Here is a 22,742-nt window from a genome sequence, read left to right as displayed (position 1 = left end):
ACGTTTCTAGGCTTTGTTGAAAGTTCAGGCAATCGAATTACGTGCAACTTTTGGGGAGGCTCGGTGGCTTGGGGCGGCTCGGTGGCTCGGGGCGGCGTGGTGGCTTGGGGTGGCTCGGGGCGGCGCGGTTAGCACTCGACGACGTTGACGGCCAGGCCGCCCTCCGAGGTCTCCTTGTACTTCGAGAGCATGTCGTTGCCGGTCTGGCGCATCGTCTCGATGACGACGTCCAGACTCACCGTGTGCCGACCGTCGCCCCATAGCGCCATGCGCGCCGCATTGATCGCCTTAACGGCCGCGATCGCGTTGCGCTCGATGCACGGCACCTGCACGAGGCCGGCCACCGGGTCGCACGTCAGCCCGAGCGAGTGCTCCATCGCGATCTCCGCCGCGTTCTCCACCTGCTGCGGAGTGCCACCCAGCGCCTGCGCCAAGCCCGCGGCCGCCATCGCCGAGGCCGACCCGACCTCGCCCTGGCAGCCCACCTCCGCGCCCGCGATGGACGCGTTCGTCTTAATGAGTGCGCCGATCGCCGTGGCGGCCAGCAGGAACTCGTGCACGATGGCGCGACGCTGAGCGGCACACGCGTGGGACGAGGCCTGGGCTGCGTCCTCGGAATCCGCGCCCTCCGCGGGGTTGCAACAAGACGCCGCGTCACGTGTCATGCGAATGTGGCACAGCGGCGCGACCGCGCCATCGTCCGTCGAGGGCCCCGCCGCCACGCCCGGCGTCGAACCGGTCTCCGGGCAGTGCGTCACCAGGTAGCCCAGGACCGCCGGGATCACGCCCGCCGCGCCGTTCGTCGGTGCGGTCACGACGCGGTGGCCCGCCGCGTTCTCCTCGTTGACGGCCAGGGCAAACAGGTTCACCCAATCCATGGCCCGCATGGGATCGGCTGTTGTGGCGGCCCACGCCCGGGCCTCGGACGTCCCCGAAGAGGACACGTGACCGCCCTGGGAAGCCCCGGCCTCGTCCATAGAAACGGGCGCACTCGTCAGGCGACGCGCGAGCTTGCCCGCCAGCGCGCGGGCGCGGCGCGGCACGTCGAGGCCGCCCGGGAGGATGCCTGCCGCCGAGGTGCCCGCGTCCACGCAGTCGAACATCGTGTCGGCGATGCGGTCGAGGTAGGCGTTGACGGCCTCGCGGGGGCGCACCGCCTCCTCGTTGGCGCGCACGACTTGGGCGATGGACATGCCGGATGCCTCGCATTGGGCGAGCAGCTGCGCGCCCGACGCGAAGGGGTAGGGTGCCGGAATGTCGATGCCGACGCCGGCCTGGCTGGATGCGAGGGAGGAGACCTCGGGATGCTGGGGGTCCTCGTTGGTTTGGAGCATGACGAAGCCGCCGCCCACCGAGTAGTAGGTGCGCTGCAGGATCGTCTCGCCGTCGCCGCCGCTCGCGGTGATCGTCAGCGCGTTCACGTGGTAGGGCAGGACCGTGCGCGGGATGAAACGGATGTCGTCGGTGACGCTGAGGGGGACGCGCGTGCCCGACGGCAGCGTCAGCGTGCCGGTGCTGGCCAGGGTCGGCAGGATCGCCTCGACCGTGTCGATGTCCGCGGTCTCCGGGTCGTAGCCCGCCAGGCCCAGGAGCACCGCGCGGTCCGTCGAGTGTCCGCGGCCCGTCGCGCCGAGCGACCCGAACAGGTCAATCGTGATGTGCGACGGCGGGGTGAGCGCTGTCAGCTCCGTCGTGAACGCCAGGCCCGCGCGCATCGGCCCCACCGTGTGCGACGACGAGGGCCCGATCCCGATGCGGAACATGTCGAAGACCGACAGGGGGTGCGGCGCGTCGTGCGCGGCAACCTCGCCGGAGACGATGGCGGCGGGCGTGGGGCGCGACGGGTCGTAGGCGGTGACGGGCGCGCCGAGGGCGACAGGGCGAAGATCCATGCGCACCATTGTGCAGGTCTGTCGTCCCTCGCGCGTGACGAGGCCTGGGCGGGGTGTGGGCGAGGCTGGGGCGTCGGGCGGGCGCTCGCGTGTGACGAGGCCTGGGTGTCGGGCGGGCAGCGTCCGAGTATCGGGGTGGTTGCCCGGAAATGTTGCACATAATTCCATGTAAACCTTTCAAACTTTGAAACCAGACCGTTGGGATTGCAACGTTTGTGGGCGGTGTTGAATTTTCGGGTAGCCGAATTACGTGCGACTTTTGGGGTGGGGCGATGAAGGGGGCCGGGCGAGGCCTGGGCGGGTGTGGGCGAGGGCGGGTGGCGTCCGGGGGGCGAGTGGGGGGGATGAAAGGCCTTGTGGTGCCGATTTTTTATAGGGTGTCAAGCTCTGTATAGTTCCGCAATGTTATTTGTTGCCAGCCGTTAAAAATAACAAAGTGGCGACGTTCGTCGTAACAATCTGAATTGATACCAGTTGGTAGAACCGCAGAATCTTGCGGAAAGCTGTCTTGACTGTTAGTCTGTAACGTAAGCCACGAAGAAAGTCGTGAAAATCGGGTTGCATTTTTCAGTAACCGCGTCGTAGGCTGGGTGTCATCAAGGTTGTGGAAAAACTGAACCGGACATCCCACCGGGACAACACAGAAGCAAGGGACCGAGGAGAACGATCAATGGCAACGAGTCGAGCACGTGCAGGACACGCGCGGCATACGCGAACGGGGTACGCAACTCGCGCCCTGGCCGCCCTGGCCGTCGTGGCTACTGCGGCCAGCACGCTGGTCGTCTCCCAGGTCGCCGCCCCCGAGGCCGCCCAGGCCGCCCAGGAGCCCGCCGCCACCAAGATTGATATTGGCGAGGTTTCCGCATGGATTAACGGTGGCTACACGAGCGAAACCGAGGGTGGTGCGCACCTGAATGACAGCATCAGGTACGGTGTTGTTACCGGAATGTCGCGGAATCGCCTGCGCACGGGTAATCAGCCCGTAGATGCGTGGCTGAGTGGTACAACTGCAAAGAATAACGATGCGTGGGCGTACATTGCTCGAGGTGTGCCGTGGAAGTGGGATGACCAAAAGGACAACACTGGCCCCGGTGATACGCAGGCCTCCAAGGACTGGATGCAGGAGCACTACAACCTGTGGAAGAACGGTGGAGATACGACGATCTGGGTGGATGGCCAGTCGGCCATTGGCTTCAAGCCGAATACACCCGGTGAGGTCGAGCCCGGCCAGACCTTCCTGCTTGGCGCGATCCGCCATAATAACCTGCCCATCGGGCAGGCTGATGCGCCGCACAAATTGGGGCAGCCTTACCTTCAGGCCAACATCAACCTGGAATTTGCTGGACTCCCCGCGGGTCAGCAGAGAGAAGCTTTCCCCTTCGTCAACCACGAGACTTTCAACACCCTGGCCTCGACGATCATTTACCGCAAGGGCGGTGCCTACGTGAAGACACCGGGCGAGGCTGGTACGGGTACCTGTTCTACCAGTTTCGGTACTACTGGCTGGGATGTGAATCAGCTGGTTGGTGGAAAGCGGGTCCGTGACCTGGTCCTCGATGGTACCTACGGTCGCCCCGGATACACGCCCTCCGGCGCCTTCATCGGTCCTGCCTATGAGCCGGACCCGGTGAACGCGGCGGATCGCTCGCAGGGTTACGTTAACAAGCCCGAGTCTCGCTCCGGACGCATGTACTGCGTCAAGCACGTGGGTGAGGGCAACGGCGACTACGACCTGTACAGCCAGTACTACAACGGCGGTGCAGAGCAGCCTCACAACCAGCTCGTGAAGGAACAGGTCACGCCTCGCTATTGGCCGGACGCGAAGGGTAACGTCAACGAGAACCCCTACGTCTCCGACACCGTCAAGCTGGAGAAGACCGTCTCGGATCGTACCTTTACGAAGAACGGCCGCACCTATCGCTTGCAGCTGTGGGGCTTTGTCCCCGCGACGAACGCGACCAACTTCCTGACCCCGGATAACTTCAGGTCTATCCCGACCGCCAACTGCCCGGCGACGCCTCCGGCGGACGCCAAGCGTACCGACTACTTCGTGACGCAGGAGCTCTCGGTCAACTACGCCTGCCTCTACGGCGTCATCACCGAGGAACGCTCCGTGCGCATCGTGAAGTCCGTCGAGGACCCGGCGGGTGCCAACCCGACGATCCCGGCCGCCAACTTCGCGGTGACCACGGGTTCCACCTGGGCGGACAACACGAGCCGCACCCCGGCAACCACCGGCACCGTGTCCGTCACGAAGCCCACGGCTTCCTCCGCCCCGGCCAAGACCTCGTACATCTCCGCAGCCGACCCTGCCGCGACGCTCACCCCCACCGGCTTCGGTGCGGCGAACGCCAAGTACGACTCGACCTTCATCCCCTTCGAGGTCGGCAACTCCGACTTCACCATCACGGAGAAGGATATCTCGACCGGCGGCGAGGACAAGTGGAACCTCAAGGACATCAAGTGCGTCAACGGCATCGGTGAAGACGTCGCCGTGACCAAGACCGAGCGCGGCGTCAACTTCAAGAACGTCGGAGGCGCCGCTTCCAACGAGGCAGCCCCCATCACCTGTACGTTCGTCAACGAATACCAGGCTCCCAAGCTGCGCGTCCAGAAGTCCATCGAGGCTAACGGCGGCGCCGGCGGCGCCACCACCTTCAACGTGGACTACAAGATCGTCGCCACCAACGACGGCTCGCTGGCCGCCAACACCGGCAAGCTCACCGACAAGCCCGACTTCGCGAAGGGCCTGGAGATCCAGTCCGCGAAGATCGCCGAGACCCAGGCTGGCCTGGACACCGCGGCCGACGCGACCGCTACCGGCGGCGTCTACACGCTGACCGACGGCGTCGAGCTCGGCGCCGGGGCCACCAAGGAATACTGGATCCGCTTCTCGGTGACCCGCAACCCCGCGGCCGCCGGATACTCGGAAGCCGACCTGGCCTGCTCCGTCGACGGTAACAACGAGCTCGCTCCCGGCAAGGGTCTCTTTAACGAGGTCTTGGCTGAGAACGGCAAGGACAGTGACGGTACGAGCAACAACAAGGCCTGTGGCCCGACCGTCCCCCACGACTTCGTGATCGTGAAGGCCGGCACGCAGAACACCGGCTCCACCTTCGCGGATGCCTCGAACCAGTACATCGGTCCGAACAACGCGGCCATGTACCCCCTGAAGGGCGCCGAGTTCGCGATCTACAAGTCCAACCCCAACACGGATGCGAATGCCACCGTGGTCAAGACCCTGACCCAGGCCAACGCGACCGACGGATACTACTGGAGCGTCAACGACCTCGATCTTGACACCGCCTACTGGCTGGTCGAGACCAAGGCCCCCGCGGGACACTCCCTGCTGCCCCAGCCCCTCGAGTTCAAGCTGACCACCGCCCGCGCGGACGGATCCGGCACGAACGTTGAGCTCGCGTCCGACCTCACGGACCAGTCCAAGTGGGCCAGGAGCGCCGTCCAGGCGTTCTCCTCCGAGGCCACCGGCGCCTCCGGCCCCCAGGGCTTCATGGCTGCCGGAACCCGCAAAGCCACCATCGTTGTCAAGGACACCGAGGTTGGTGAGCTGCCCAAGGCAGGCAGCACCGGAATCTTCCCCTACATCGGCGTCGCAGCGGCGCTCATGTCCGGGGCGATGGTGATGACCGTGGTCACCACCAAGAGGCGCAAGGCACTCGCCTGAGCCACCCATGAGGTCCCGTGACCACGGTGACCCACCATCAAGAAAAACTCCCGAAATCACACACACAGGAGAAAGAAAACCCATGAGCACCACGAAGACCCGCCGCAGCCTGAGCCTGCTCGCAGCCTTCGCCGTCGCCGCCGGCGCGCTGGCCCTGCCCGCCGCCACCTCCGCGACGCAGGCCGCCCCCGCCTTCGGCCTTGCTGCCACCGCCGTCCCCTCGCTGGTCGACCTCGACCCCACCAAGACCGGCTCCATCACCATCCACAAGCTGGTCAAGGACAACACCAACGGCACCACCGCTGGTAACGGCCTCGAGGACGCCGACGCGAGCGGTACCCCCCTCGACGGCGTGACCTTCACCGTCGAGAAGCTGACCAACGTCGACCTCAAAACGCAGGCCGGCTGGGAGAAGCTCGCCGGCTACAACGGCAACGTTGATACTGCGAAGGCTGGGGGCACCGACGCTGCCCTCACCGTGACCACCTCCGGCGGCGGCGTGGCTAAGTTTGACAGCCTCCCCCTCGGCGCCTACATCGTGACCGAGACTGTGACCCCCGCCGGCTACGTCGGCTCCAAGCCCTTCATCATCACGGTGCCCATGACGCACCCGACCGACCTCAACAAGTGGGTCTACGACGTCCACGCCTACCCGAAGAACTCCAAGGCTGGCGTCGACAAGACGGTTAAGGACGATACCACCCCGGCCATCGGCTCCGAGATCTCCTACACCATCAAGTCGGACATCCCCGCCGCTGAGGCCCTCGACTTCTACGACGTCGTCGACCAGTACGACAAGCGCGTTGAGCTGCCCGAGGCGAACGTCGCCCTGAAGATCATCGACGGCAAGACCGGCGAGGTCGCCCTGGCCAAGGGTACTGACTACAAGCTGATCTCCGCCACCGGCACCGATGGCAAGACCATGTTCTGGACCGCCGAGTTCACCGCGGACGGCCGCAAGAAGCTGCTCGACAACCGCAAGGACGACACCACCAAGGTCCAGATGGACCTGTCCGGCACCGTCAAGGACAAGGTTGAGGCTGACGGCCTGTTCAAGAACAAGGCCATCCTGCTCCCCAACGCCCCCTCCAACGGCTGGAAGCCCAACTCGGGCACCGTTCCCCCGCCGGATTACCCGAACTCCGAGGTCGTCTCCAAGTTCGGCAAGGTGAAGATCACGAAGGTCAACGCCAAGGACGACACCAAGACGCTCGCGGGCGCCACCTTCGAGGTCTACAAGTGCACGCCTGAAGGCACGCCCGCCGCGAACTTCGAGTCGAACAACGCCACGCTGGGCGATAAGCTCACCGTCAAGGGCGAGACCTCGTTCACCACCGACGCCAACGGTGTGGTCACCATCGACGGCCTGCGCAACAACGACTGGGAGAACAACGAGGCCGTCGCCAACCCCGGCTACTACTGCCTCGTTGAGACCAAGGCCCCCGACGGCTTCGAGCTCCAGACCCGCCCGATCGCCTTCCAGGTCCTGCAGACCAACTCCACCGAGGATAACACCTACACCCTCGCGACGACCGTCAAGGACGTCCCGAAGAACGGTGGCTTCAACCTGCCGCTGACCGGTGCTGCCGGTGTTGGCGTCCTGATCGGCGCTGGCGCCCTCCTCGTGGGCGGCTCCGGTGCGATCGCGCTGGCCAACAAGCGCCGCAAGGAGCAGGCCGACGCCTGATCCTCGCTAGCTAGCGACACACAGGGGGGTGTGGACCCGCGGGTCCACACCCCCTCGCGTTGCCCGCACACCGCCCCCAGCGGTACTACCCTGTAACCAGACAAACTTCCACGGCCTCGGCAATGAACGGAGAAAGCGTGAGCACCCAAGCGCCCGACAAACAGAAGAGCCCCCTCAAGCGGCGCCTCCTCGCCATCGCGCCCCCGATCCTGCTCCTCGCCGGCATCCTGGTCCTCCTGTACCCCGTCTTCGCGACCCAGTACAACAACTACCGCCAGGAATCCATCGCCTCCCAATTCAGCGCCGTCGCCGAAGACGTCGGCCCCGACGCCGTCGCCGAAAACCTGCGCCGCGCCGACGAATACAACGCCAACGCTGCCGAGTCGCCGATCCTCGACCCCTGGCTCGACGCCCAGCGCCCTGGCACCGAGGCCTACCAGGAATACCTGAGTCAGCTCAACATCAACGACGTCATGGCCACCGTCAAGATCCCCTCCATCGACGTCAACCTCCCCATCTACCACGGCACCGAAACCGCGACCCTCGACAAGGGCATCGGCCACCTCTTCGGCACCGCCCTGCCCGTCGGCGGCGAATCCACGCACACCGTCCTCACCGGACACACAGGCCTGGGCACCGCCACCATGTTCGACCAGCTCACCAGCCTCAAGGAAGGCGACGTCTTCTACATCGAAGTCCCCGGCCGCCACCTCAAATACCAAATCAACGACATCCGCGTCGTCCTGCCCAACGAAACCGAGACCCTCAACAAGGTCGAAGGCAAGGACCTGGCCACCCTCATCACCTGCACGCCCTACGGCATCAACACCCACCGCCTCCTCGTCACCGGCGAGCGCGTGCCCATGGACGAAGAGGCCGTTGCCGCCGAAGCCGCGCAGGTCAAGGGCGCCGTCATGAAGCCCTGGATGATCGCCGTCCTCGCCGCCGTCGCCCTCATCATCGTCGTCTCCACCGTCCTGTGGGTCGTCTCCCGCAAACGCAGGAAGGACAAGCCTTCGCCGGTCGAGGCCCCCTCCGAGCTCTCGGGCGCCGAACAGATCACGCAGACCGCGACCATGACCGATGACGAGATCGACGCCGGGCGCACCGCCGCCCTCAGAAAGATGCTCGAGGAACGCGGTCACGAGTAAAAGCCTCGCGCCGAAAGACGTGGGAGCGGCAGGCCTGTCAGTCGGGCCCCGACGGACATGACCAGTGATCACGGACCTCCCACCCGGCCCCTTCCACCACCGCCCCTCGGGGCGACGAAAACGCGCGAGCGTCGCCGCGCCGCTTGACAGGCACGAGGCCGGGGCTCGGCCCCTTGGTTCCTCAACAATGTCGCACGTAATTCCCCTGTGCGTATTTCAGATTTTGAAATTGCATCGTTGGAATTGCAACGTTTGTGGGCTATGTCCAAAAATGACCGTGTTAAATTACGTGCGACTTTTGGGGGACCCAGGAGTGGACGGGCCCGACAAACACGCCACGGCCTCGTCGATGCACCCCACGGGCGAGGCGAGCGAGACCCGAGTCGGCCTCGTCGCCTACCATGGACCCATGAACCTCAGCTTCCCCCAGCGCACCTGCGTCGACGCCATCATCCAAGCCGCCATGGACATGGAGGCCGCGCCCCTCCTGCACGCGCTCGCCCCCATCGGCGACGACGAAACCCCGCACGCCGTGCTGGCCGGCACCCACAAGACGCAGCGCTTCGCGCTCGGCATCCTCGACGGCAAGACCGTCCTCGTCGTCACCTCCGGCATCGGCCTGGCCAACGCGGCCTCCGCCACCGCGCGCGCCCTCACCCTCGTCGACGCGCCCATCGTCATCGCCGCCGGCACCACCGGCGGGCTCGCCCGCGACATCAACGTCGGCGACATCGCCGTCGGCACCACCGCCATCTACGGGCAGGCCGACGCCACCGCCTTCGGCTACGCCATGGGCCAGGTCCCCCAAATGCCCGTCGACTACACCTCCTCCGACGCCGCCGTCGCACGACTGGCCGAACTGCCCGCGCTGATCGCTCACACCGTGCGCGAAGGCCGCATCGTCTCCTCCGACTCCTTCTGCACCGAACAAGTCGCCGACCCCATGCGGACGCGCTTCCCCGACGCCATCGGCGCCGACATGGAAACCTGCGCCATGGCCCAAGTCTGCTGGTCCTCCAGCGTCGACTGGATCTCCCTGCGCGCTGTCTCCGACCTGTGCGGGCCCAGCGCCGACCAGGCCTTCCACATGGACGGACAGCGCGCCGCCGGACACAGCGCCGAAGCCGTTCGCGCGTACCTGAGCCTGCTGTAAAGAGGGCTTGCGGGCGTCCCACCGCCGCAAGGAAACGGGGACGGGGGCCACGCCCAGGCCTCGTCCCACAGGCCCCACACAGAAGGGAACCCACATGACCCAGCCCCGCCCCGCCCGCGTCCTCATGGTCTGCACCGGCAACATCTGCCGCTCGACGATGGCGCACGCGGTCCTCGAGCAGGCCGCCGCGCGCGCCGACGTGGACATCGTCGTCGATAGCGCCGGTGTCTCCGACGAGGAGCAAGGCAACCCCATCGACAGGCGCGCCGCCCGAGTCCTGCGCGACGCCGGATACACCGTGCCCGACCACCGCGCGCGCCAGATCCGCGCGGGTGAGCTGGGGGAGTGGGACCTGATCCTGGCCATGACCTCGCGGCACCTGACCGTGCTGCAGCGCCTCGCCGATCGTGCGGGGGTTGAGTACGGGGGCGCGCCGAGCGCAGGCGGGGGACCTGCGGGTGGAGCAGGCTCGTTGTCTGGCCGAGCTCCGGTGAGCGACGAGGGCGCGGGGCCACGCATCTGCCTGTACCGTGACCTCGACCCCGCGGGGCGCGGCGACGTGCCCGACCCGTGGTACGGCGGCCACCAGGACTTCCTGGACACCCTGGAGGTCATCGAGCGAGTTACGCCGGTCATCCTCGACCTGGCCCGCTGAGCGCGCTTCCCCCCAATGTCGCACGTAATTCCAAAACGGTCAGTTTTGGAGTCCTCTGAAAACCGCGGAATTTCAACGATGTGAATTCAAAAGTTGAAATAGCGGTGGGGGAATTACGTGCGACATTTTTGGGTAAGCGTGGTGTGTGGGCGTTACGACGCCTGTCCGAGGCCGTGGTTCGGCAGGTAGAGCCCGCCCAGGATCTGCAGGAAATCGATGTTCTTGGCGGCCGCGCGAGCTCCCTCGGCGTCCTCGTGCGACACGAGGCCTCGGATCGCCTTCACCGATTCGGGCACCTCCCTCTCGAAATCGCCGTTCATGACATCGTCGTAGGTGAAACGCAGGACCACGTACCCGCGACGCAGGAGCTCGCGGTCGCGCTTCAGGTCCTTCTCACGCTGTTCTTTCGAGGAATGGAAAGCCCAGCCGTCCACCTCGATGACGATGAAGCCGAGGATGATCATGTCGACCTCGCCGACCCCCTCGATCCATACGCCCACCTGCGGGTTCAGTCCCATGTCGATCAGGATCAGGCGCGCAACCGTCTCCAGGATCGACCGCGCGCGGTCGGTCGACAGGGCGGCCTCGCGCAGGTGGGGGACTCTGCTGCCGGACGTTGGCAACGTCAGGGTTGAGATGTCGTACAAGCCTTGGTTTCGTGCGGCGTCGAGCATCGGTAGGGATACCTTGAGAGGCATACAGACGAGCACTCGCTCCAAGACTGTGCCGATGCTGGCTACGTGCGTGCGTTCCTCTTCGGCGCTCAGGATGGGTTCCCTGTGAATGAGCACGTCGTCAAAGCGTCGTAGTTTCGACGGGTGCATTCCTCGGTTGTATGCAACCGATAGGTGGGTCTTGTGTGGGCGGTCCTCCATGAGAATCGGAAGCCCGTACATGTGCGCGGCGCTCACGCAGGAGATGCACGCGTTGTAGACGAAGGCGCGTACCTGATCGAGAGTGAAGCTGTTCTTGTCATAGATCCAGCCTCGGTAGTGTCCGATGGATTGTGGCAGCATCGCCGGTGTGAGCTCTGCGTGGTGCAGGCTCGTGATTCGTGTGATTCCATGTCGCTTACGAAGCTCTTCGTTGAGGTCCATGGGCTTATTGTGCACCTTTGTGGCAGTTTGTGTGTGTAGTTTGAAAAATCTGTGGATAACTCAGAAAGTCGCACGTAATTCTAAGGTGGTAAGTTTTGGAGTCCTCTGAAAACCGCGGAATTTCAACGATGTGAATTCAAAAGTTGAAATATCTGTGGGGGAATTACGTGCGACATTTTTGGGTAAGCGTGGGTCGGGGGGCGTGGGTCAGGGTGAAGGGGGTGGCCTGGGTCTGGAAACGACTCCATGGCGGAGCCGAGTGCGGGGCTGGTGAAGCCGTCGACAAACGCGTCTCGCCAATGGGATGAGGTTGTTTGTTGCTCGCGTCACGGATTAAGGTGGGATCGTTGACTTCTCGGTCAGCAGCTGCACGGCCTGCGGGTAGCGAGGAACCTGGTGGGACCTCGTCGAGCGTGTCAGCCGGGCGCTCACGCACGAGTATTGGTCGCGCACGACAACGCCGCTGAGCGGTCATACGCCACAGGCGATTGCGCGCGCATACACGACACGAACTAAGGAAGCATATGAACGCACTGAAAAAAGTTGCACGTGGCGAGCGGGCGACAATGATCGTCATTGCACTTGTCGCAGCCGTTGCCCTCGTCCTGGGCGTCGGTGGCTTCTTTATGGCACGTACGTTCCTGACTAACGCGGACTCGGGAACCACGGCCTCGAAGGCGAGCTCCGATTCCAACGGAGGAATGAGTGGCGACTCCTCGTCCTCGCCCAGCGAGACTTCACAGGCACCCGACACCGCGCCGCAGTCTGAGGCGGCTGCTCCCACCCCGGAGGCCACGGCCTCGAGCATGCCCCCGTGTGAGGACGGCACCTCTGCGCCCGACGGAACCTGCCTGCACCCAGCATCGGTTCAGTGGCTCGACGACCTCCTGCCCGACCCGTCCACCGTTGATCGCAAGGATGCCGACGCGGTGTGCTCCGCCTACGTTATCACCAATCAAACCTGGGACGCGTCGCGCGACGTCACGGACGCGTTCGCGTCCATCCGCGCGAGCGTCTACGAAACGCCCGAGCTGCAGCGTAAACACACGCCGACCCCTGAGCTGGAGAGAGGGCAGGGTGAGTTCCTGCCGCTGGTGCCGAACCACTCCCACACGACTGTCACGATTGAGAACATCGGCGTCGAAGGCAGGGAATCACCCCGCCGCGAAGGCAATAAGTGGGTGAGGCTCGTCAGCTTCACGCGCTCCTACGCGGACGACTCGCACGAGCCGGTCCGCGCGCTGGTGTTCCTGACCCTCGTCGAGCAGGAGGACGGTACCTGGGCTGTCGGTAACGCCGAGTGGCACTGATCGGCGCGAGGTCGCGTGGGACGTGGATCTGTGCGGCTGATATCCCGTGTGTTCGCCATGCTCGGCGGCCCTCGAAAGTCGCACGTAATTCTAAAATGGTCAGTTTTGGAGTCCTCTGAAAACCGCGGAATTTCAACGATCTGAATTCAAAAGTTGAAATAGCTGTGGGGGAATTACGTGCGACATTTTTGGGTAACTGGGCTTTGAGGGTGTGGAGAAAAGCCGCGGCCGGGGGACGAGGCCTGGGCTGGGGAGCGAGGGATCGGCGAACGAGGCCTGGGGGGTGGCAGGGTACGGTCGGCGCGAGAGGCGTGACACCGTGCTCAGCTCGCCTGCTCGGCAGGACGGTACGGGTACATGCGACGGGCGGCTACCCGAGAGGGTAGCCGCCCGCTGTCACTAAGTTGCTCACCGCAGTGAGCCGGTCGCTCAGTCCGGGAGAGCTGCCCCGGCCTCGGCGAGAAGAGCACGGATCTGCTCCTCGACGCCCTTGGTGCCGCGGCCGACCTCGCGGAGCTGGCCGTCCGCGCCTGCGATGTAGTGCGTGGGCCAGGCGGTGGCGCCGTAGGCCTGGAAGGCCTCGAGCTCGGGGTCCAGCGCCACCGGGTAGGTGATGCCCAGCTTCGTGATTGCGCCGCTGACCACGGCGGCGTCGCGGTCGTGGGGCTGCTGGGGCGAGTGCACGCCGACCACGACCAGGCCGTAGTCCTTGTACTTCTCGTAGATGCGCTCAAGCTCGGGGATTTCACGCTGGCAGTTCGTGCACGAGCTCGACCAGAAGTCCACGAGCGTCACCGTGCCGGAGGGCTGTCCGAGGGCGTTCATCCACTCGGAGGCGTTGATGGTCGGCAGGGCGCCGCAGTCCTTGGTGGAGCCGGAGTCGCGCGCGCACTGGGCGAAGTCGCCGCGGGCCTCGACCTCGGTCTCGGGGTCGCAGGCGCCGGTTTCGCACGCCTCGCCCTCGCCCGCCTGGAGGGACGCCGTGTAGTCGGGGATCATGCGCTGGAGGGTGGCCGGCGCGTCGGTCGCGATGCCGAGCGCGAGGGCAATCATGGCGACGCCGGCGGCGATGCGCAGCGGGCGCTGGCGGGCCTTGAGGAAGCTCGCGGCCACGCCCGATCCCGCCAGAGCCACGGCCAGCAGCGGAATCGACAGGCCCACCGCGAAGGAAATCGCCAGGCCTACAATGTGCCAGGTGAACTGGCCCGTGTTCGAAGCGACGATCACCGAGGCCAGGACCGGCCCCGCGCAGGGCACGAACGCCGCGCCCAGCACCAGGCCCAGGCCGAAGCCCGCACTATCTCCCGTCGTGCGGGGTGCCAGGCGCGCGAACGGGCGCTCCAGGACCTCCATAACCTTCGGAACGATCATGCCGATGCCCACGGCCACAAGCAGCACAATGCCCGCCCAGCGGATCGCGGTCTGCGGCAGGTGCAGCAGGCTCAGCAGCGCCGACCCTGCAACCGTGATCAGCATGAACGAGGTGATCAGGCCGGCGACGATCAGCAGGGGGCGGCGCGCGACGCTCGGCGAGTCGTCGCCGGCCTTGCGTGCGGCGACCTTGGGGGAGCCGCTGCCCTTGCCGACGTTCACGCCCGGCGCGACGCGGAAGAGCCCGGGATCGACGCTGTTGCTCGCGTTCTCAGGGGACGAGGCCGTGGCGGCCTTTGCGGAATCGCGTCCCCCGGCGGCGCCGAGGAAGAGGACGGGGAGGACGGGAAGAATGCACGGAGAAATGCCCGTGACGAGACCGCCAAGAAGACCAAGCAAAAGGAACATAGGTTCACCTTACTTGTAAAGGGTGGAAATGTGCGCGACGTGGCGCCTGGAGGTGTGAAAATCCTGGGCTTGGGTTGGTGTTAATTACCCGACACCCAAAAGTCGCACGTAATTCCCTCCCGAGAACTTCAAACTTTGAAATCGGATCGTTGAAATCATGCGCTTTTCGGCCGTACTCTAAAACTGACCCGGTGAAAATTACGTGCGACATTTTTGGGTAACCGGGTGTGGAGGCGCGGGTGTGCAGGCTCGCAGGCGTGGAGGCGCGGGGGTGCAGGCGTGGAGGCGCGGGGGTGCAGGCGCGTGGGGGCGCGCGCTAGAGGGAGAGAACGAGGTCCGCGCGGGCCTTCGTGCGCTCCACAAGCGCCATGTTCGCCGCGTCCACCGTGCGCACCCAGTGCGCCGCATCCGCGCGATCGCGCCCAAAACTCATGTGCCGCTCAATCAGGCGAGAGGCCAGCTCGTCAAAAGGGGTGTCGATATAAACGAGCAGGTCAATGAGGCCTCGCACGTCGGCCCAGCCGGGCAGTTCGAGACCCAGGTAGTTGCCCTCGGTGATGACAACGCCGTCGACCTCGATAGGCAGAGACGCGGCAACCGGCTCGTGCAGGTCGCGCCGATAATCGGGAGCCAACACCACGCCGTTCGCGCGGCGCACCCGCCCCAGGAGAGCTACGTATCCGCCTACGTCAAAGGTGTCGGGCGCACCCTTATGGTCCGCCAGTTCGCGCGCCGCCAGCAGCGCGTTCGACATGTGGAAGCCATCCATGGGCGCGAGCCCTGCGACCGGGATGCCCGCCTGCGGGAGGGCGCGAGCCAGCTCGGCCGCAATCGTCGTCTTGCCCGTCCCCGGCGGGCCGGTCAGCCCCAACACGCGCACGGGGTCACCGAGGCGTGCGCGGCGCACCACGGCCTCGACAATGCGAGCGGTCATCGACGAGGCTTGCGCGCCCTCCCGGGGTCCGCCCTCCTGCTGCGATTCCACTGCGCCTGCCATGGCCTCGTTGCCCATCTGCGCCTGCCTCAGGGCTTGATGACGGGAAGCGTCGACCAGGGGAAGTTGATCCACTTGTCGGTGTGTGCCCACACGTAGTCGGGGTCGATGATGGAGACCGGCTTCTTGTAGATCACCGCGCTGCGCGCCTCGACGCGCACGGCGGCGGAGCCGTCGAGAGTGAGGCCGTGCTCGTCGATGAGGTCCATGACCATCTTGAGGGTCTTGCCGGAGTCGGCGACGTCGTCGACGACGAGGACACGCTTGCCGTCCATCGCGGAGACGTCCATGAGCGGGGGAAGCAGCATGGGCTCGTCGAGGGTTTCGCCGATGCCGGAGTAGAACTCGACGTTCATCGTGCCGATCGCCTTGACGTCCATCGCGTAGGCAATCGCGCCCGCGGGAATGAGGCCGCCGCGCGCAATCGCGACAATCAGGTCCGGGATCCACCCGGAGTCAATGATCTGCTGGGTGAGCTCGCGGGACGCGTCGCCGAAGCCCTGCCATGTGAGGACTTCGCGGTCGGGAGCGGTGCTGGCGTCGGGGCTGGCGATGGTACCCATGGCTTCCTTCTCTCGGGGGGTGTTGGGATCAAGGGTATCCCCGGGGGGTGTGTGTCTGCTTGCCTTTGGCTGTGTTCGGGCCTGTGACGTGGGCAGATGCACGCCGCGGGCAGCATTCCGGCCCCGGCAGGCCCGGCTGGCCTCGAGGCTGGGCCCGAGGCTGGGCCTGGGAGGCCCCTCCCCAAAACTCGCACGTAATTTCCGTCGAGTCAGTTTTTAACCTGTCCACAAACGTCGAAATACCAACAGTGCGATTTCAAAGTTTGAAAGACTGAGGGGGGAATTACGTGCGACATTTTTGGGTAACCGGGTGTGTGAGGCCGGGGTGGGGAAGGGGTCCGTGCGTGGTTGGTGGGTCCCTCCCAAAAGTCGCACGTAATTTCCGTCGAGTCAGTTTTTAACCTGTCTACAAACGTTGAAATACCAACAGTGCGATTTCAAAGTTTGAAAGAGTGAGGGGGGAATTACGTGCGACATTTTTGGGTAACCGGGGTGTGAAGCCGGATGTGGTGTGGGTGCCGGGCGGCGTGGGTTCCAGGGTGCCAGGCGGCGGTCAGCGGCGAGAGCGGCGGATCGAGGCGAGCTCGCGCTCGTAGGCGCGCCCGGGCGAGGCCGCCTTCCCGTGATGCTCCCACGCGAGGATGAGCGCGGGGTCGAAGGAGCGCGAGCACACCCCGCACGAGGAGACGCGGCGCGGGGCGCGGTACAGGCGTCGCGTGGCGCCGCAGCGAGGGCACGTGCCCACCCAGGGCGCGTCCGGGGCGGGGAGGGAGGAGGACAATCGCGCGGAGTCAGGCGCGCCGAGGGCACGGGCCGCCCGCTTCCACGCGGCGTCGTGCCCGTGGGCGGGGCCGACGAGGGCGTGGGCGATCTCGTGCAGGATGACGCCGCGGATCGTGTCCTCGTCGTACAGGTCGGTGAGAGGCCCGGACAGGCTGATCGTGCGCGTGGAGTGCGTGCACGCCCCGGCCCGCCGCTTGGCGTGGTCGAAGCGGAAACGCCAGTCGGCCAACCCCGCCGCGTCCATGAGTGAGCGCGCGAGGGTGCGCGCCTCGTCCCGCTTCATCGCGCCCCCGCGAGCATGCCGAGCAGGCGCTTCGGGGCGCCATTGCCCGGCGTGCCCAGGGTCTGGGCGAACATGGAGGCATGCATGTTGGCCCGCTTCATCGCGCCCCCGCGAGCACGCCGAGGAGGCGCTTCATGGAGACCTTGTTGGGTGTTCCCAGGGTCTGGGCGAACATGGAGACGCGCAGCTCCTCGGCCATCCACCGCGCCTGCGTGAGCGCGGCGGCGGCGCGGGCGTCGTAGGGCCGACGCTCCAGGGCCTGCCGCGTGGCGGCGATCTCGGCCTCGGCCTCGTGGATGCGGTCCATGTCCTCCAGGTCGCGCCCCAGCGCCCCCGGCGAGGAAGCGGCGCGCTCAATGCGCACGGCCCCCGCGCGCAGGTAGCGCCCCAGGTGCGGCAGCGCCGAGGCCGGGGTGGCCGACACGAAGCCCTCGTACAGGAGGGTGCGCCCGTGGCGGGCGACGTCGCGCGTCGTCTCCTCGAGCGAGGCCTGCGGGTGGGAGCGCACGGCGGCGTCGGCCTCGGCGCTGGCCTCCAGGGCCCGCACGACGTGGGAGAGGATCTGGTAGACGCGGTCCTCGTGGGCGTCGCGCGCGGCCGCGACGAGGGTTTCGAAGGCCTCGGGATCGCGCACGTCGGCCGGGGTGCTCAGCTCGTCGACCAGGGCGAGGGCCGAGGCCAGCTGCGCGTCCGCGACCAGGGCCGCCGTGTCCGCGTAGGGGGAGGCCGCCAGCATGAGGGCCTCGCGGCCCGTCCACCGCGTGGTGACGCGGTTCGTTGCCAGGGCGACGCGGGTGAGCAGCAGGCGGGCGAGGCCGGCACGGTGCTCGCGGTCGGCCTCGGCGGCGCTCGCCATGACGCGCACGCCTGCCGCGGGGGCCGCGGCGCTGCCCTGGGGGACCAGCGCGGGGAACGCCCGCAGCGTCATCGCGCCCGAGGTCTGCGTGATCGAGCGCGGCAGCGTCGGCATCTGCGTGATGCCGTCGGCGTGGAAGGTGGGGTCCGGGGACGAGGCCTGGGTGCCCTTCGGCGCATGCGCGCCCCCGGGTGCTGACTGCGCGCCCTCGCTGGAGTCGGAGGCGCGGGTGGAGGGACTCTCCCCACCGGGCGATCCCGTGGAGGTGTCCGTGGGGGAGGGTACTCCACTCGCGGTGTTGTTCGCGCCGGTGGCGGCCTTCCCTGAGGTGCTGCGCCCGCGCTTGTTCCTGCGGGTCTGCTTCTCACTGGCCTCCTCGAGGGCCGCGCGCACGGCCGTGCGCACCGCCTTGTTGGCGGCGCTGGCCAGGGAGCGTTGCAGGTAGGCCAGGTCCTTGCCCGAGCCCAGCTCCTTGCCCGACGCGTCGGTGACGACGAAGGTCATGCGCAGATGGTCAGGCAGGTGGGCGCGCGCGTGCGCCAGGTCGGAGTCGGACAGGTCTACGCCGCGCAGGACGCGCACCGCGTGAGCGAGGGCGTCCAGGACGGGGCCGTCGGTGAGCGTGCGACGCGTGGGGGCAGCAGTGCCGGAGGCGTTGGCCGACGTGGCCGCGCCCGATGCGACTGCTCCCGCGTGACTCCCAGTGCCGACGATCGTGCCGGTCGTGGGATTCGCGCCCGGCTGCGCCGCTGTGCGCGGCTGCGCCGCTGTGCGCGGCTGCGCCGCTGTGCCCGTCGCGCCCGCGCTCGCTCCCGCCGAGACCTGCTGTGCGGTGGCCTTCTGCGCGCCCTTCTTGGAGGCCTTTGCGGGAGAATTGCGCGTCGAGACTCGGCCCGAGGTCGCGCCCCACGCGGCCAGGCGGCCCATCGCGGCGTCCAGGCTTAGGGGGTCAGGCTCGTCGGACTGGGCGGTCTTCTTCCCGCCGCCCTTCGCTGACCCCGCACCGCCGGACCCCGCACCGCCGGACCCCGCAGCGTCGGAACCCGCCGACGCCACCACGGCCTCGGCCGGTTTGTCACCCGCCTGCTCGATCCAGCGCGCGACCGACGCGGCCACGTCCGGCGCGGGGGCCAGGAGGCGGCGCACGCCCTTGGGCAGCGCGCGGATTGCCTCGGTCAGCAGGTCCTCGCGCATGCCGGGCACCAGCCAGTCCGTGCCCGCATCGCTCACGCGCTCGAGCACCTCGATCGGGATGCGCATCGACACGCCGTCGCGCGGGCTGCCCGGCGCGAACTCGTAGCTCAAGGGCAGCGACAGCTCGCCGCACTGCCACCGGTCCGGGAAGCCCTCGCCCGACGTCGCCTCGCGCGGCATCAGCAGGGACGCCGGGTAAATGAGTAGATCCGGGCGCTCGCGGCGCTCGTCCTTCCACCAGCGGTTGAACGCCGCCGCGCTGGTCACGTGCTCGGGGATTAGGTCGTCGAAGAAACGGAAGCGCGCCTGCTCGTCCGCGACGAGGCCGTGGGTGCGGCTGCGGCGCTCAACCTCGCGCGCTTGCTCCACCAGGGCCTCGTTTCGGCGCTGGAAACCGTGCCTCTCCCTCCACTGGCCATCCACCAGGGCGTTGCGAATGAACATCTCGCGGGCCAGCTCGTGCGCTGTCGTCCCCTCGCGCGTGGCCGCCAACTCCTCGAAATGACGCGGCTCAAACGACCCGGACGACAGGGGGTCCTTCGACGCCGACACCAAGCCGGCCGCCAACGCCTCCAACGACCCCGCGCGCGGAGCGTGAGAGCGCGAGGCGGCCACGGCCTCGTCGATGACGAGGTCACCCAGGCGGCCCAGCAGCACCTCGCGGTCCGCCGCCAGCGTCAGCCCGTAGAGGGTCACGCGCTCGCGGACCATCGCCGCGCCCTTGCCGACCGACCAGAACGGCTCCGAATACGAGCGCTTGAGCAGGCCGCGCGCCGCCGGCTCCACCCACTCCGGGCGGATGCGGGCCACCGTGCGCGCAAACAGGCGCGAGGTCTCCACGAGCTCCGCCGTCATCACCCAGGCGGGGTGCCCGCTCACGCCCGAGCCCGGCCAGATCGTGAAGTGCGTGCCGCGCGCGCCCTCGTAGTCGCGCTTCGTCTCGTCCCACGACCCCAGGTAGGACAGCAGGCCGACCAGCAGCGAGCGGTGCACCTGGTCCGCGTCCACGCTCGCCGTGCCCTGCCCGTAGGCCAGGACCGCGCGCACGGCCGCGTCCTGCGCACCGCCGAAGCGGGCGGCCTCCACGACGTCGCCCGTCGACGGCTCGCCCACCGGCCCCACGCCGATCCCCAGCGCCCGCGCCATCTGGCGCAGCTGGCCGACCACGTCGCGCCACTCGCGCCACCGCAGGTAGTGGAAGAACTCCGCGCGGCACATGCGCCGGAACGCCGAGCCCGACAGGTCGCGGGCCTGCACCGCCAGGTAGCGCCACAGGTTCAGGTAGGTGATGAAGTCCGAATGCGGGTCCGCCAGACGCGCGTGCGAGGCGTCCGCCGTGCCCTGATGCTCGGCCGGACGCTCGCGCACGTCCTGGATCGACAGCGCCGCCACGATGACGAGCACCTCCGAGGCGCATCCCAGGCGCTCGGCCTCCAGCAGCATGCGCCCCAGGCGCGGGTCGATCGGCAGGCGCGCCAGGTCCCGGCCGATGCCGGTGAGCCTGTACTGGGACGAGGCCTGGGCCGCGTCCGGCTGCTCAGCGTCCCGGGCGGTGGGCGCGGTGCCCGAGGCGTCCTGATCCTCGCGGGTATCCCGCGCGTTGCCTGCGTCGTGTGTGCCGCGTTCGTCGCGTGTGCGGGAACGGTCGCCACGGCCTCGGCGCTCCTGCGGCTCGCCGGACGCGAGCGCGCCGATCTCGACGAGGAGGGCCACGCCGTCGCGCACCGCGCGCCGATCCGGGGCGTCCAGGAATGGGAAGTCTTCGACCGCGCCCAGGCCGAGGGACGCCATCTGCAAGATGACGCTGGCCAGCGACGTGCGCAGGATTTCCGGCTCCGTGAAACGCGGGCGCGAGAGGTAGTCGGCCTGGGAGAACAGGCGGATCGCCACGCCTTCGGCGACTCGGCCGCAGCGGCCCGCGCGCTGGTTCGCGCTGGCCTGGCTGACCGGCTCGATCGGCAGGCGCTGCACCTTCGTCTTGTTGGAATAGCGGGAAATACGCGCCAAACCCGGGTCGATGACGTAGCGGATGCCCGGCACCGTCAGCGATGTCTCCGCGACATTCGTCGCCAGGACCACGCGGCGCAGCCGGTGCGGCTCGAACACGCGATGCTGCTCGGCCGCCGTCAGCCGCGCGTACAGGGGCAGGATCTCGATGTCCCCCGGGCGTGCGCCCTTGTCGTCTCCCGCGCGCCGGCCTCGTCCCTTCAAGTGATCGAGGAGGGCCGCCTCCGTGTCGCGGATGTCGCGCTCGCCGGGCAGGAAGACCAGGATGTCGCCGTCGCCCTCCGCGCTCAGCTCGTCCACCGCGTGGCAGATCGCGGTCTCCACGTCGATGTCCTCGCCCATGCCGTAGCCCAGCGTCGCCAGCTCGTCGTCCGGGTCCTCCAGGACCAACTGCATGGGGCCGGACTCGGTGACGTCAGTGGTCTCGACGGTCTCGGTGGGATCGTTCGCCTGCTGCGCCGAGGCCTCGGACGTGTACGACGAGGGCGTCGTCGGGCCGAGGGGACGGTAGCGGATCTCCACCGGGTACGTGCGGCCCGACACCTCGATGACCGGCGCCGGCTCGATCAGGCGACCCGAGCCGGGAGTGCCCTCCCACGTGCCGAAATGGCGCGCAAAACGGTCCGAATCGATCGTCGCCGACGTGATGATGACCTTCAGGTCCGGGCGCGCGGGCAGCAGGCGCGCCACGTAGCCCAAGATGAAGTCGATGTTCAGGCTGCGCTCGTGGGCCTCGTCGATGATGAGCGTGTCGTAGCGGCGCAGCATCGGATCCGACTGAATCTCCGCCAGCAGAATGCCGTCCGTCATGAGCTTGACCAGGGTCGTGGGGCCGACCTCGTCCGTGAAACGCACCTGGTAGCCGACCACCTGGCCGCGCTCGCGGCCCACGGTCTGGCCCAGCTCGTGGGCGATGCGGTCCGCGACCGAGCGCGCCGCGAGCCTGCGCGGCTGGGTGTGCCCGATCATGCCGGCCACGCCGCGGCCCAGCTGCATGCAGATTTTCGGCAGCTGCGTCGTCTTACCCGAGCCCGTCTCGCCCGACACGATGACCACCTGGTGGTCGCGGATGGCGCGCGCGATCTCGTCGCGGCGGGCGCTCACCGGCAGGTCCGGGAAGGAGATGACCGGGATCGCGGCCGCGCGCTCGGCTAGCTGCTCCGGCGTGAAGGGCTTAAAGGGGCGCGCGTGCTCGCGCTGGGGGCGGCGATTGCTTCGGTTCGCGCGGTCGACGTGGTTGCTGTCGTTGCTGCGCGCGTGCTCGCGCTGCGGGCGGCCCGTCCGGCGAGTGGGGCGGGGGCCGTGCTGATCGTCGGAACCGCGACCCGTGTTGCGCGCGCGTTGGCGGCGTGCGTTGGGGTTGGACGAAGGCGTGGGGCGAGAGTCAGGCATGATGCCGCCAGTCTAGTCGCTGGCCAGAGGCGGTGGCTGAGTGGCGCGTGGGATGCGGCGGAAGGGGCTCAGACACCAAAAGTCGCACGTAATTCCCTCCGGTCAGTTTTTGGGTGCGGCTTAAATCCGCATGATTTCAACGGTCCGATTTCAAAGTTTGAAAGAGGGGTGGGGGAATTACGTGCGACATTGTTGGGTATCTGTTGGGTGTAGGTTGACGAGGCGTGGGTGCAGCGGGCGGTGAAGCGACGACGCGGGGGC

13 protein-coding genes are annotated in these 22,742 nt (G+C 67.3%); 6 read left to right on the top strand and 7 right to left on the bottom strand.

Features of this window, described 5'->3' with window-relative positions; all coding sequences use genetic code 11:
- Window positions 1-128: 128 nt before the first annotated feature.
- Complete coding sequence (locus tag O3669_RS08240; protein ID WP_371524340.1) at window positions 129-1,892, bottom strand: L-serine ammonia-lyase, iron-sulfur-dependent, subunit alpha; 1,764 nt, start codon at window positions 1,890-1,892, stop codon at window positions 129-131.
- Window positions 1,893-2,562: 670 nt separating this feature from the next.
- Here O3669_RS08240 and O3669_RS08235 point away from each other — a divergent pair.
- From O3669_RS08235 to O3669_RS08215, 5 genes are all read left to right on the top strand, one after another.
- Window positions 2,563-5,577: a SpaA isopeptide-forming pilin-related protein gene (locus tag O3669_RS08235; RefSeq protein WP_371524339.1), complete on the top strand. Its 3,015-nt coding sequence runs from the start codon at window positions 2,563-2,565 to the stop codon at window positions 5,575-5,577.
- An 82-nt stretch (window positions 5,578-5,659) separates the two neighbouring features.
- Entirely contained in the window at window positions 5,660-7,264 is a 1,605-nt protein-coding gene (locus tag O3669_RS08230) for a SpaH/EbpB family LPXTG-anchored major pilin (protein ID WP_371524338.1), read from the top strand.
- Window positions 7,265-7,401: 137 nt separating this feature from the next.
- On the top strand, window positions 7,402-8,415 hold the full coding sequence (locus O3669_RS08225) for a class C sortase (RefSeq protein WP_371524337.1): 1,014 nt from the start codon (window positions 7,402-7,404) through the stop codon (window positions 8,413-8,415).
- A gap of 409 nt (window positions 8,416-8,824) precedes the next feature.
- The gene (gene mtnN / locus O3669_RS08220; RefSeq protein WP_371524342.1) at window positions 8,825-9,568 is read left to right on the top strand and encodes a 5'-methylthioadenosine/S-adenosylhomocysteine nucleosidase; all 744 of its coding nucleotides are present in this window, start codon (window positions 8,825-8,827) and stop codon (window positions 9,566-9,568) included.
- 94 nt (window positions 9,569-9,662) lie between these two features.
- Complete coding sequence (locus O3669_RS08215; RefSeq protein WP_371524336.1) at window positions 9,663-10,223, top strand: low molecular weight protein-tyrosine-phosphatase; 561 nt, start codon at window positions 9,663-9,665, stop codon at window positions 10,221-10,223.
- Between the two features lie 152 nt (window positions 10,224-10,375).
- On the opposite strand, the gene O3669_RS08210 is transcribed toward O3669_RS08215, so the two are convergent.
- Window positions 10,376-11,320, bottom strand: a complete 945-nt coding sequence (locus O3669_RS08210) for an endonuclease domain-containing protein (RefSeq protein WP_371524335.1) — start codon at window positions 11,318-11,320, stop codon at window positions 10,376-10,378.
- A gap of 524 nt (window positions 11,321-11,844) precedes the next feature.
- Here O3669_RS08210 and O3669_RS08205 point away from each other — a divergent pair.
- Window positions 11,845-12,630 (top strand): hypothetical protein, encoded by a 786-nt coding sequence (locus O3669_RS08205; RefSeq protein WP_371524334.1) that lies wholly within the window; start codon window positions 11,845-11,847, stop codon window positions 12,628-12,630.
- Between the two features lie 429 nt (window positions 12,631-13,059).
- On the opposite strand, the gene O3669_RS08200 is transcribed toward O3669_RS08205, so the two are convergent.
- The 5 genes from O3669_RS08200 to O3669_RS08180 all read right to left on the bottom strand — a co-directional run bounded on the left by O3669_RS08200 (window position 13,060) and on the right by O3669_RS08180 (window position 22,481).
- Entirely contained in the window at window positions 13,060-14,409 is a 1,350-nt protein-coding gene (locus tag O3669_RS08200; protein ID WP_371524333.1) for a cytochrome c biogenesis protein/redoxin, read from the bottom strand.
- Between the two features lie 316 nt (window positions 14,410-14,725).
- Window positions 14,726-15,406 carry an AAA family ATPase gene (locus O3669_RS08195; protein WP_371524341.1) on the bottom strand — a complete coding sequence of 227 codons (681 nt, stop codon included), beginning with the start codon at window positions 15,404-15,406 and terminating at the stop codon, window positions 14,726-14,728.
- Between the two features lie 26 nt (window positions 15,407-15,432).
- A complete protein-coding gene (locus O3669_RS08190) occupies window positions 15,433-15,966 on the bottom strand; it encodes a phosphoribosyltransferase (protein WP_371524332.1) in 534 nt (177 codons plus the stop codon).
- Window positions 15,967-16,519: 553 nt separating this feature from the next.
- Entirely contained in the window at window positions 16,520-17,032 is a 513-nt protein-coding gene (locus O3669_RS08185; protein WP_371524331.1) for a SprT-like domain-containing protein, read from the bottom strand.
- Between the two features lie 97 nt (window positions 17,033-17,129).
- Window positions 17,130-22,481 carry a DUF3418 domain-containing protein gene (locus O3669_RS08180; protein WP_371524330.1) on the bottom strand — a complete coding sequence of 1,784 codons (5,352 nt, stop codon included), beginning with the start codon at window positions 22,479-22,481 and terminating at the stop codon, window positions 17,130-17,132.
- Window positions 22,482-22,742: the final 261 nt, after the last annotated feature.

This window comes from Pauljensenia sp. 20925_1_34 (genome assembly GCF_041432775.1).
In the GTDB taxonomy this organism is placed as follows: Bacteria; Actinomycetota; Actinomycetes; order Actinomycetales; family Actinomycetaceae; genus Pauljensenia.
Note: the sequence above shows the minus strand (reverse complement) of the source record. Positions and strands in the feature narration are given on the sequence as shown.

Excerpts from the sequence above, each read along its gene's own strand:
- O3669_RS08240 (WP_371524340.1), bottom strand. The coding sequence starts at position 1,892 with ATGGATCTTCGCCCTGTCGCCCTCGGCGCGCCCGTCACCGCCTACGAC.
- O3669_RS08235 (WP_371524339.1), top strand. The coding sequence starts at position 2,563 with ATGGCAACGAGTCGAGCACGTGCAGGACACGCGCGGCATACGCGAACG.
- O3669_RS08230 (WP_371524338.1), top strand. The coding sequence starts at position 5,660 with ATGAGCACCACGAAGACCCGCCGCAGCCTGAGCCTGCTCGCAGCCTTC.
- mtnN (WP_371524342.1), top strand. The coding sequence starts at position 8,825 with ATGAACCTCAGCTTCCCCCAGCGCACCTGCGTCGACGCCATCATCCAA.
- O3669_RS08215 (WP_371524336.1), top strand. The coding sequence starts at position 9,663 with ATGACCCAGCCCCGCCCCGCCCGCGTCCTCATGGTCTGCACCGGCAAC.
- O3669_RS08210 (WP_371524335.1), bottom strand. The coding sequence starts at position 11,320 with ATGGACCTCAACGAAGAGCTTCGTAAGCGACATGGAATCACACGAATC.
- O3669_RS08205 (WP_371524334.1), top strand. The coding sequence starts at position 11,845 with ATGAACGCACTGAAAAAAGTTGCACGTGGCGAGCGGGCGACAATGATC.
- O3669_RS08200 (WP_371524333.1), bottom strand. The coding sequence starts at position 14,409 with ATGTTCCTTTTGCTTGGTCTTCTTGGCGGTCTCGTCACGGGCATTTCT.
- O3669_RS08195 (WP_371524341.1), bottom strand. The coding sequence starts at position 15,406 with ATGGCAGGCGCAGTGGAATCGCAGCAGGAGGGCGGACCCCGGGAGGGC.
- O3669_RS08190 (WP_371524332.1), bottom strand. The coding sequence starts at position 15,966 with ATGGGTACCATCGCCAGCCCCGACGCCAGCACCGCTCCCGACCGCGAA.
- O3669_RS08185 (WP_371524331.1), bottom strand. The coding sequence starts at position 17,032 with ATGAAGCGGGACGAGGCGCGCACCCTCGCGCGCTCACTCATGGACGCG.
- O3669_RS08180 (WP_371524330.1), bottom strand. The coding sequence starts at position 22,481 with ATGCCTGACTCTCGCCCCACGCCTTCGTCCAACCCCAACGCACGCCGC.